General features: G+C 64.0%; 11 protein-coding genes and 1 pseudogene. 7 read left to right on the top strand and 5 right to left on the bottom strand.

All coding sequences use genetic code 11. The annotated features are described in order from the left end of the window. Together CIC12_RS08920 and CIC12_RS08915 are read left to right on the top strand one after the other, a co-directional pair. Window positions 1-214 (top strand): annotated as a pseudogene (locus CIC12_RS08920) (NCS2 family permease); the annotation flags it as partial. Between the two features lie 142 nt (window positions 215-356). Further along, complete coding sequence (locus tag CIC12_RS08915) at window positions 357-887, top strand: cytochrome b (RefSeq protein WP_168663762.1); 531 nt, start codon at window positions 357-359, stop codon at window positions 885-887. 321 nt (window positions 888-1,208) lie between these two features. Here the strand turns inward: CIC12_RS08915 and CIC12_RS08910 are convergent, their stop codons facing one another. Beyond that, window positions 1,209-1,499, bottom strand: coding sequence for a DUF1488 domain-containing protein (locus CIC12_RS08910; RefSeq protein ID WP_168663761.1), 291 nt, complete (start codon window positions 1,497-1,499; stop codon window positions 1,209-1,211). 398 nt (window positions 1,500-1,897) lie between these two features. Here CIC12_RS08910 and CIC12_RS08905 point away from each other — a divergent pair, with 398 nt between their 5' ends. Together CIC12_RS08905 and CIC12_RS08900 are read left to right on the top strand one after the other, a co-directional pair. Then, window positions 1,898-3,904 carry a sigma-54-dependent Fis family transcriptional regulator gene (locus CIC12_RS08905; protein WP_168663760.1) on the top strand — a complete coding sequence of 669 codons (2,007 nt, stop codon included), beginning with the start codon at window positions 1,898-1,900 and terminating at the stop codon, window positions 3,902-3,904. Window positions 3,905-4,102: 198 nt separating this feature from the next. Then, on the top strand, window positions 4,103-4,414 hold the full coding sequence (locus tag CIC12_RS08900) for a 2Fe-2S iron-sulfur cluster-binding protein (RefSeq protein WP_168663759.1): 312 nt from the start codon (window positions 4,103-4,105) through the stop codon (window positions 4,412-4,414). An 89-nt stretch (window positions 4,415-4,503) separates the two neighbouring features. Here CIC12_RS08900 and CIC12_RS08895 read toward each other — a convergent pair whose 3' ends face one another. From CIC12_RS08895 to CIC12_RS08885, 3 genes are all read right to left on the bottom strand, one after another. Further along, window positions 4,504-4,698: a YqaE/Pmp3 family membrane protein gene (locus tag CIC12_RS08895; RefSeq protein WP_168663758.1), complete on the bottom strand. Its 195-nt coding sequence runs from the start codon at window positions 4,696-4,698 to the stop codon at window positions 4,504-4,506. Between the two features lie 87 nt (window positions 4,699-4,785). After that, window positions 4,786-4,977 (bottom strand): DUF1653 domain-containing protein, encoded by a 192-nt coding sequence (locus CIC12_RS08890; RefSeq protein WP_168663757.1) that lies wholly within the window; start codon window positions 4,975-4,977, stop codon window positions 4,786-4,788. An 84-nt stretch (window positions 4,978-5,061) separates the two neighbouring features. Beyond that, the gene (locus CIC12_RS08885; RefSeq protein ID WP_168663756.1) at window positions 5,062-5,706 is read right to left on the bottom strand and encodes a helix-turn-helix transcriptional regulator; all 645 of its coding nucleotides are present in this window, start codon (window positions 5,704-5,706) and stop codon (window positions 5,062-5,064) included. Between the two features lie 294 nt (window positions 5,707-6,000). On the opposite strand from CIC12_RS08885, the gene CIC12_RS08880 reads away from it, so the two are divergent. The 3 genes from CIC12_RS08880 (at window position 6,001) to infA (ending at window position 7,474) form a co-directional block, all read left to right on the top strand. Continuing rightward, entirely contained in the window at window positions 6,001-6,219 is a 219-nt protein-coding gene (locus tag CIC12_RS08880) for a hypothetical protein (RefSeq protein ID WP_121323027.1), read from the top strand. Window positions 6,220-6,783: 564 nt separating this feature from the next. Beyond that, window positions 6,784-7,065 carry a DUF1349 domain-containing protein gene (locus CIC12_RS08875; protein WP_168663755.1) on the top strand — a complete coding sequence of 94 codons (282 nt, stop codon included), beginning with the start codon at window positions 6,784-6,786 and terminating at the stop codon, window positions 7,063-7,065. Window positions 7,066-7,201: 136 nt separating this feature from the next. Then, window positions 7,202-7,474 (top strand): translation initiation factor IF-1, encoded by a 273-nt coding sequence (infA, locus tag CIC12_RS08870; RefSeq protein ID WP_012427521.1) that lies wholly within the window; start codon window positions 7,202-7,204, stop codon window positions 7,472-7,474. 365 nt (window positions 7,475-7,839) lie between these two features. On the opposite strand, the gene CIC12_RS08865 is transcribed toward infA, so the two are convergent. Then, on the bottom strand, window positions 7,840-8,589 hold the full coding sequence (locus CIC12_RS08865) for a GntR family transcriptional regulator (RefSeq protein ID WP_174771973.1): 750 nt from the start codon (window positions 8,587-8,589) through the stop codon (window positions 7,840-7,842). Between the last annotated feature and the right edge of the window lie 516 nt (window positions 8,590-9,105).

Here is a 9,105-nt window from a genome sequence, read left to right as displayed (position 1 = left end):
CCTGCCGTGGGACGACGCCACCGAAGTCGTGCCCGCCGCGCTCACCGCGCTGCTGATGCCGTTCACCTACTCGATCGCCAACGGCGTTGCGTTCGGCTTCATCTCGTATGCTGGATTGAAGCTGCTGACCGGTCAGGCGCGTCAGGTGAAGCTGGTGGTGTGGATCATCGCGGCGATTTTCCTGTTCCGTTATTTCTACCTCGGCAGCGAGTAAGCGGCGAGCGTGAGCTCAGGTGTGGCGCGCGCCGCATCTGATCCCGGATCGACGGTACTTTATTGAGAGCGCACTCCTGCTCCGGCACCGTTTATCATCGCAGGATTCCAGAATCCGATCGACGAGGTCGCAGGAGTTCCCCATGTCCTACAGCCGCCCCGCAGACCGTTACACGTCGCCCGCGATCTTCTTTCACTGGGCTATTTTTCTGCTGGTCGCGCTGGCCTATCTGGCCATCGAAGTACGCGGGCCGCGCGGCTCGGACAGCCGCACGTTCTGGACCAGTGTGCATTTCTGGGCCGGCACGCTGGTGCTGGCTCTCGCAATGCTGCGCCTGCTCTGGCGGCTGTGGGCTGGCGCGCCGGAGGAACTCACCGGCAACCGGCTGCTTGCGTTCGTTGCGCGCGCGGCGCATCTCGCGCTCTACGTGTTCATCTTTGCGCAGCCGCTGCTCGGCATCCTGATGGTCAATGCCGGCGGACGGCCGGTGAACCTCGCGTGGGTCAACGTCGGCTTTACGCTGATTGGCGCTGATTCGATCGCGCGGCCCCTGCTCAAGGATGCGCACGAATGGCTTGGCAATCTGTTCTACTGGGTCATCGGCTTGCACGCGCTGGCGGCAATCGTGCATCACGTTATTTGCAAGGACCGGACGCTGCGGCGGATAGTCTGATTGAGTGCCGCGCTCGTCGGCAATCGTAGGCGTGGTCGCATGCGTTCACGCGGCGCGTGAAACGCCTGCATTATCGAACGTGTGATTCGAACGTGTGATTGTGTCGTGGTGTGCCCGAGCACCGTCGGGCGCGCTCGGGAGCAACGGCAGCACTCTGGGCACCGCCGGTTCAAACGGCGCGCGCCGCGCGCGGGTTTCGACGGCCCGTGATTGACGCGCGGCTTTCCTGCCCGTTCGAGCTTGATGGCATGAAAATGATTCGAGCGCCGTCGGATGCCGGAAGCGCCCACGGCCCTCGGCCGCAACCTCGACGGCCTTGCGTCAATTACGCCAGTTCGCCTCGTAGAAGCGCACGTAGCCGCTGCGGAGCACGAGACACTGCGCCCGGGTTTCCGACAGCAAACGACGCGTGGCGGCTTCGATCCGGGCGCGATGCGCATCAAATGCATCGACCATGTCTTCCAGACGCGGAGAGGCGGCGCCGAAGTGATCTTCGAGCGCCTCTGCCGTGATCATGCATTCCACCCTCTGCCCATCGACCATCGCCGGGAACGCCAAGGTGAGTTCGCGACCTGAATATTCAGGAGTTTCATTGGGGAACAGGATGTGCATGGGTTCACCTGGAAGGTTGGGCCGCGCAGGGTGTCGCCAGGTAGTGCGCGCGCCGGTTGCATCTGATCGCGCCAGCAGCTTCCTCCCTCCTTGTCCAATGCTGACGACGCGGGCTCGTCACCCGCTGCGACGGCGCTGCAGTTCGCACCGCGCGGAGGTGAATTGATTCACTTTAGACGAGTTAAGGCGGGGCGCAAGTTTTCCTTCTCATTTGCCTGATCCTGGTGCCTCGCGCATATTTTGAGACACGCGGCGTGCACGATTCCGGTGTTTTTGCTGCCGCCCGCGGTGCGTTTCGTCCTGTAAGATCGGAATTCGCCCTCGCGCGCGCATGCTGCGCTGCGGCATCGAACGGCGGGCCAAGTACCCGTCGCGCGTCCGATCACCGGAGACATGCCTTGACTGTTCGTCCTGCTCATCGTTTTGATTCACCGGCCGACATCGCCCGGGCCGATTTCATCGCGCAGGCTCACGCGCGCTCGCTCGAGATCGGCCTGCGCGCGTCGGAAACGCCGGACTTTCAGCCGCTGCGCGCGCCCGCGCTGCGCGAGCTCGTCGAGCGCAATCAATCGCTTTATACGCATGCGCTCCCCGTGATGGAAACGCTGCACGCGCAGATCGTCGACACGCAAAGCATGGTGCTGCTCACGGACAATCACGGTGTGATCCTGCACAGTCTCGGCGACAGCGACTTCGTCGAAAAAGCCAATCGCGTCGCGTTGTGTCCGGGTGTGTCATGGGCCGAAGCGGATCGCGGCACCAATGCGATCGGCACGGCGCTGGTCGACCGGCAGCCGACCGTCGTGCATGCCGACGAGCATTTCCTGCACGCGAACCGCATTCTCACCTGCTCGTGTGCGCCGATTGCGGACCCGTTCGGGCGCACCATCGGCGCACTCGACGTGAGCGGCGACACGCGCGGTTTTCATAAGCACACCCTGGCGCTCGTCAGGATGTCGGCACAGATGATCGAAAATCATCTGTTCTCCAATCAATTCGCCGACGCGATTCGTGTGCACTTTCACGCCCGCGCGGAATTCATCGGTACGTTGTTCGAAGGTCTGGCGGCGTTCGCGCCGGACGGCGTGTTTCTGTCGGCAAACCGCAGTGCACTGTTCCAGTTCGGCCAGCCGCTCGCCGAACTGCAACGGCAACCGTTCGAGGCGCTGTTCGGCATCGCCTTCGCTGCGCTGCTGCAGCAGATCGCCCGCGCACCCGGCGAAAGCATTCTGTTGACGCTGCCAAGCGGCGTGCGGGTGGTCGCGCGCGGCGAATATGCGGCGCCGCGCTATGTTGCACATGTCGTCGCGCCGGTAGAGGACATCGGCGGCACGATGCGGGCGGCGCTGCCGGGCGGCGCCCGTCATGCGCCGCCGCGCTGCGCCGATGCCGCGCCACCCGCCACGTTGGAGACACTCGACACCGGCGACGCACAGGTCGCGGCAATTTTGCGGCGTGTCGCCAAGCTGCGTGGCCGCGATATTCCGATCCTCGTGCTCGGCAAAACCGGCACCGGCAAGGAATGGCTCGCGCGGGCGATCCATCACGACTCGCCGCGGCGGGCCGCGCCGTTCGTCGCGCTCAATTGCGCGTCGCTGCCCGATACGCTGATCGAAGCGGAACTGTTCGGTTACGAGGACGGCGCATTTACCGGCGCGAAGAAACGCGGCAGCGTCGGCAAGATCGTGCAGGCCGATGGCGGCACGCTGTTTCTCGACGAAATTGGCGATATGCCGCTCGCGCAACAGGTGCGTCTGATGCGTGTGCTGCAGGAACGCACCGTCGTGCCGCTCGGCGGGACGCGGCCGATTCCGGTGGATCTGCGCATTGTCTGCGCGACCCACCGCAATCTGCGCGAGATGATCGACGCGGGCACCTTCCGCGAAGACCTGTATTACCGCATCAACGGCCTCGTCGTGACGTTGCCGGCGCTGCACGAGCGTACCGATCTGGCCGTGCTCGTCACGCGCATGCTGGCCTTGCAGCAGGAGGGCGAGCATTTGCCGCGGCGCGTCTCGGCTGCGGTGCTCGCACGCTTCGAGCAATGCCGCTGGCCGGGCAATTTGCGGCAACTGGCCAACGTGCTGCGCACCGCGAGCATCATGGCCGAGGGCGCGGAGCAGATCGAGGTGGACGATTTGCCGGATGACTTTTTGCAGGATTGTGTCAAGACGACGGATGGGGCGAGTGCGCGGTCGGCAGTCGCGGGCTCAGATAACGATGTGGATAGAGACGGTACGGGAACCGTGCGTGGCGCGCCGGCGCGGATGGAGGATTGGCAGGCCACGCTGATCGCCGAGACGCTTGCGCGGCTCGACGGCAATGTCTCTGCTGCAGCGCGGGAGCTGGGGCTCGCGCGCAATACGGTGTACCGGTATTTGCGGCGCGCCGGGACGACACATTGATGTGGACGCGGATGGTGATCGAGTGATTATTGCTGAGGCCGGCGGCGATGCGTCGGCCTCTGACTTAAACCGCACGCTTCAATGCGTGTGCTGCGAGCGCCAAAATGCGCGACTCGGTCAGCTGCAACCACGAAGCGACCCATCCCGCCCGGTCCGTCCCGTGTAAAGTGTCGCGCACGCAGCCACCCACGTCACACGATGACCGATCCAACCCGCCCGCCTCGCGTTCGCATCGAACCGCTCGGCCAGAGCTTCGAAGCGCCCGACTCGCTGACCATCCTCGAAGCCGCCGGCTTTGCGAATCTGCGTCTGCCGCGCTCATGCCGCAACGGCACCTGCCGGACCTGCATCTGCAGGCTGACCGCCGGCCGCGTGCGCTACACGATCGAATGGCCAGGTCTGAGCCGCGAAGAAAAAGTCGAAGGCTATATCCTGCCGTGCGTGGCAATCGCCGAAACCGATGTGGTGATCGAAGCGCCGGGCGCCGTCGACATGCCGTCGTCGCGATAAACCGCTGTGCGGCCGCCACCTCGCGCGTCACGGCGCGGCGCGCGCACCCTCGATCCGAGCCGCGGGCGCGGGCTCATCGCAAGCAGGTCTTAACGACCGTTGCCCATCGCACGGGCGATTTTCCGGTCGGTGTTGTACTGGCTCAACGCATACACGGACCAGATCGCGGCTGGAATCCAGCCGATCAGCGTAATCTGCAAAATCAGGCAGATGATGCCGGCAAATGGGCGGCCGATCGTGAAGAACTGCAACCACGGCAGAATGATGGCAAGCAATAAACGCATTCAGATTTCCTGTTGGTAGTGCATGACGGCGCGCGTTCGGCTGAGCCGCGATGAGCGCGGCGAGGTGAACCGAACGCCCGCACGAGGTCAGATTGGTGCGAAGCGCGGCACCTTGACGCCGTCCTGCTCGATCAGTTCGAAAAACACCGAAGCGCGACGGGTCCAGATCGTACCATCGGCGGCTTGGTAGACGATCATCGTGACCGTCGGATCGGACTCCAGCGTCGCCTCGCACACCAGTTCGTAAATTCCGCCTTTGTAGTGCCGGTAACGCACCATTGCCCTCCTCGTGATTGAAAACCGCCACGCCTCGGCGCGGCGACGGGCTAACCGCCCGCGAAGGAAATTGCCTTGCGCGAAGCGTCACCCGCCCTCTTTCATCTGCTTCAGAATCTTGTAGACCGTCGCTCGTCCCATCGTCAGCACGGCGGCCACGTAGTTCGCCGAACTGCGCCCGCGAAACGCGCCCTGCGCGTGCAGCGCCTCGACGATTTCCCGCTTGTGTTCGCGCGTGAGCGCATTGATGCCGATCTGCCGTTCGCGCAGCCATGTGTGCAGATACGTGTTGATGCGGTCCTGCCAGTCGTCGCGGAACAAATCTTCCGCAGGCGCGTCCGACAGGCTGCCGCCCCTGATGAACAGATCGAGCGTCGAGCGCACGTCCTCGAACACCGCGATATTGAAGTTGACGCACAACATGCCGGCGGGCTTGCCGTCGTCATCGAACAGGATGTTGCTCACGCAACGCATGCGCCGGCCGTCCCAGTTGAGTTTCTCGTACGGTCCGATCGTCTGCCCGCGCGCCGCGTAATGGACCTCGTCGAGCACCGACGGGCCGCCGACTTCGAGCTTCGACAGATTGTTCACGAGGTACGCGATGGTCTGATCGCGCAGGTCGTGAATCACCACTTCGGCACACGGATAGAGGAGCGCCGCGATGCCGTCGGCGATCGGAGCGTAACGTTGCAGCAGCAGGTCTTTCACAGGAGACACGTTTGTGTTGCGCATGGGAAATCGCAGTGTTCGAGGGATGCGGCGCGGTTTGCGCCCGCGCGAAGTGGTGAGAATGCGCCGATGCCGAAAGCGGAGCCGGTGCGGGTAACCGTCCAGGAAGACGTTGGTCCTCGCCCGCGGCAACTCGCCATTGTAGCCGCCCCGCCCTCGCGACCGCCGCACGGGCCGCACGGGCCAAACCGCGCCACGCCCGCTCGAGCGTCCCACCGCGCCCCGGCGATTTTTGTCCACGTGGCGGGGTGATTTTTTTCATGCGATAACAGAGCCATTCACCTCACGGAGCTACAGATGGCCACGCTCGAAGCGTTTCGCACCGTGCTCGATGACGAAGGCACGCCCGAAATCATCCGCAATCACATCATCGATTCGCTCCAGTACGCGCTGCGCAATCACGGGCAAATCTTCACGTCGAAAGAGGTCGAATGGCTGGCCAGCTGGGACGACGCCCGCATCCCGCTTGCCGCCGCCCGGGAATTGCAGAAGCGCGTCGCCGAAACGTCGCGCTGAACGCGGCCGGTCTACCGATCCGCTTCCGTTTCGGCGCGGCGCCCTGCACACACGGCGCGCCACTCATGCGCGGCGCACCGTCGGCGCCCCCGGATATTGCCCAAAGCCCTGCCACACGGGCGATTTGCCCTTGCGCGGAACTTTCTGCTATCTAATTAGCCCCATTTAGGGCATCATATTGGAATAGCTGTATCCGCATTCGTAGCACCGGCAACATCAGGCAACAGCTGCAGGCAGTCTCAAACCGGCATCTCCGCACTACCCCCGACTGTTCGACCGCCGCCCGTCGGCGATCCCGTCACTCCGGCAATGCGCCGCATGCATTCGCCGTCGCGAGTTGTACAGCTGAGCGGTTCAGCTTTACGCGCCCGATGTCTGCGCGACTTCAGCGTGTTTCTTCTCCATCGAATCCGCGATTTTGCGCGGCCGCGCTCAAGCCCTTGCCATCGGGCCTGTGCCAACTTTTTCCATGGCGGCGCGCCCCTCGGGTGCAGCGCCGCCGGCCTGTGGTGCCGCGCGTAACACGCGTGACATGTCGGCCACGTATTACAGGACACATGCTTCATGAATTCAGCTGTCAAGACGTACAAGGGTTACGAAATTCACCCGCTCGTCTATCCGCGCCGCCCGGCTCAGGGGCAGACGGGCCGCAATCCCGACGCGGGCTACGACGCGTCGGTGCGCATCTGCCGCGTGGGCGCGAACGCCGCGGCCGACGGCCGGGTGTTCCGTTTGCAGTACCTGTTTCCGTTCGACGGCACGGGCAAGGCGCGCATCGCGTGCATGGCTCACGCCGAGCAACTGATCGACGGCCGTGTAGACGGCCAGTCCGTCGCCGATCTTTGAGCGGTACTATCAGCGCATAGGCTGATGCCGCAAGCGCAGCGGGCCTCAAAACCCGCTGTCAACCGTATCCAATGCTGTGCCGCCCGGCTTTGCCGGCGACCCGGCAACCCGTTATCCCATCGACCAGGAGTTATGCATGGCGAAAGAAGAACTGCTTGAACTTGACGGTATCGTCGACGAAGTACTTCCGGACAGCCGTTACCGCGTGACGCTCGACAACGGCGTCGTGGTTGGCGCTTACGCGTCCGGACGCATGCGCAAGAACCACATCCGTATTCTTGCCGGCGACCGCGTGACGCTGGAACTGTCGGTCTACGATCTGACCAAAGGCCGGATCAATTTCCGTCACAAAGACGAGCGCGCCACCGGTGGCGGCGGCGCCCGCAATACGCAATTCCGTCGCCGTTAAAGGCTTGACGGCACGCTGACCGCGCTGGGCACGGTCCGTCGTGATCGTTGCGATCGAGTTGTACGCGAAGCCTTTCGCGCGCCTTCTCCGGCTTGAGTCGCTGACTGATTGTCGAGCCTGAGCGGCGCGCCCTGGCGTCGTATGAATTTGTACATGCTGTGCAGGGCGGCCCGCCCAGGGTCGTTCAGGTGGCTTGCTCGTACGGGTCGCTCACTCTGCAGTGCAAGCTGTGTTGCTGGGCAAGCGCGAGAACGCTTCGCGCAGACTCTGGCGCATGCGCCGCTGCGCAAGTTGCTTGCGCACCGCGCCCTTTCGCATCCTCAGCGGATGTTTTTGCGCATCTTCGCGCGCCGTGCCGCTTTTCTCTACCGCCCGAACACCGCCCCGAGATCCTCTGCGGCGGCGCTTTTGCGCACCTGCTCCACCACCCGTTCCTCCAGTTCCGACAGATGTTCCCGCATCGCCGCCAGAGCCGCGGCCAGGTCGCCGGCATCGAGCGCGTCGATAATGCGCGCGTGCTCGTCGGCGGAACAAGCCGAACCCTTCGATGGGTCGAACAGTGCCTTGTACAACTCGGTCTTCGCGACCAGTTGCCCGACCAGTCCGAGCAGTTCGGTGCCGCCCGCCAGTTCCGTCAGCAGCACGTGAAACTGACCGGCGAGGCGCACGGATTCATCGATGGCCGCGGTGCGCAAGGCCTTCTCTTCGCTGCGCACATGTGCGCGCAGACGCCGCTTGTGCGCGGCGCTCAACGACCCGCACAAGGCCGCGACGATCCCCGCCTCGACGATCTGCCGCGCCCGGTACACCTGGCGAATGTCCTCTTCCGACGGTGACGGCACGAACGCACCGCGATTCGCTTCGAGCACCAGCTTGCCCTCGAAGCCGAGCCGCGCCAGCACCTTGCGCAGCGCGCCGCGCGTGCAGCCGAACGCGGCAGCGAGATCGCGCTCGACCAGTTGCGCGCCGGGCCGTAGACGCCCTTGCAGCAATGCGGTGGTAATCGATGCGTAGATCCGCGCTTCGGCGCTGGGCGTATCGTCGCCTGCTGGGGTGGCGATGGTCGTTTCGGTGTCGGTGGCGGCCTGCGAGGACCGGCGCGAGCGTGGAGCCATGGATTCGGTAAGCGGGAACAAAGCGATCTCGACCGGCATTCTAGCCGCGGCCAGCCGCCGATGCTGGCGCAAAACAATTCCATCGTCATTTTGCGCAGCAAGGTGCGATGTGTTTGACACCCCCATCAGACGCGCAGGTTCGAACCGGACCGCAGTTCAGCGCACGCTGACGCAGCGCGTCCGGTCCACGCTCCATACAGATGCGGTGCGCGAATGAATCGCCCGCACGCAACCCACTCGGCTGACGCGGCGGCATCGCATCGATGCCTAACGCAGTGCGCTCGAGCGTCGGAAAGACCGCTCGGCGGCCATTCGCACGTGCTGATTTCGGCTCGCTGTCTCCTCGTTGACCGCGCAAGACGGATTACCAGCAGGTCATACGTCACCCTGCACCTATGCCGCGAGTTATTCCGGACATCACAAAGCTGGTTAACCATGCAGTGATATTATGGTTGACCAAATCGCCATGACGGCACTGCTTTCGATTCCGGCAACCGCGCATCGCGCCGTTCGCCG

The organism is Paraburkholderia sp. SG-MS1, assembly GCF_012275575.1.
Taxonomy (GTDB): Bacteria; Pseudomonadota; Gammaproteobacteria; order Burkholderiales; family Burkholderiaceae; genus Paraburkholderia.
This window is presented reverse-complemented; position numbering and strand designations above follow the sequence as displayed.

Coding starts and splice junctions, on each gene's coding strand:
- CIC12_RS08915 (WP_168663762.1), top strand. CDS start 357: ATGTCCTACAGCCGCCCCGCAGACCGTTACACGTCGCCCGCGATCTTC.
- CIC12_RS08910 (WP_168663761.1), bottom strand. CDS start 1,499: ATGCACATCCTGTTCCCCAATGAAACTCCTGAATATTCAGGTCGCGAA.
- CIC12_RS08900 (WP_168663759.1), top strand. CDS start 4,103: ATGACCGATCCAACCCGCCCGCCTCGCGTTCGCATCGAACCGCTCGGC.
- CIC12_RS08895 (WP_168663758.1), bottom strand. CDS start 4,698: ATGCGTTTATTGCTTGCCATCATTCTGCCGTGGTTGCAGTTCTTCACG.
- CIC12_RS08890 (WP_168663757.1), bottom strand. CDS start 4,977: ATGGTGCGTTACCGGCACTACAAAGGCGGAATTTACGAACTGGTGTGC.
- CIC12_RS08885 (WP_168663756.1), bottom strand. CDS start 5,706: ATGCGCAACACAAACGTGTCTCCTGTGAAAGACCTGCTGCTGCAACGT.
- CIC12_RS08880 (WP_121323027.1), top strand. CDS start 6,001: ATGGCCACGCTCGAAGCGTTTCGCACCGTGCTCGATGACGAAGGCACG.
- CIC12_RS08875 (WP_168663755.1), top strand. CDS start 6,784: ATGAATTCAGCTGTCAAGACGTACAAGGGTTACGAAATTCACCCGCTC.
- infA (WP_012427521.1), top strand. CDS start 7,202: ATGGCGAAAGAAGAACTGCTTGAACTTGACGGTATCGTCGACGAAGTA.
- CIC12_RS08865 (WP_174771973.1), bottom strand. CDS start 8,589: ATGGCTCCACGCTCGCGCCGGTCCTCGCAGGCCGCCACCGACACCGAA.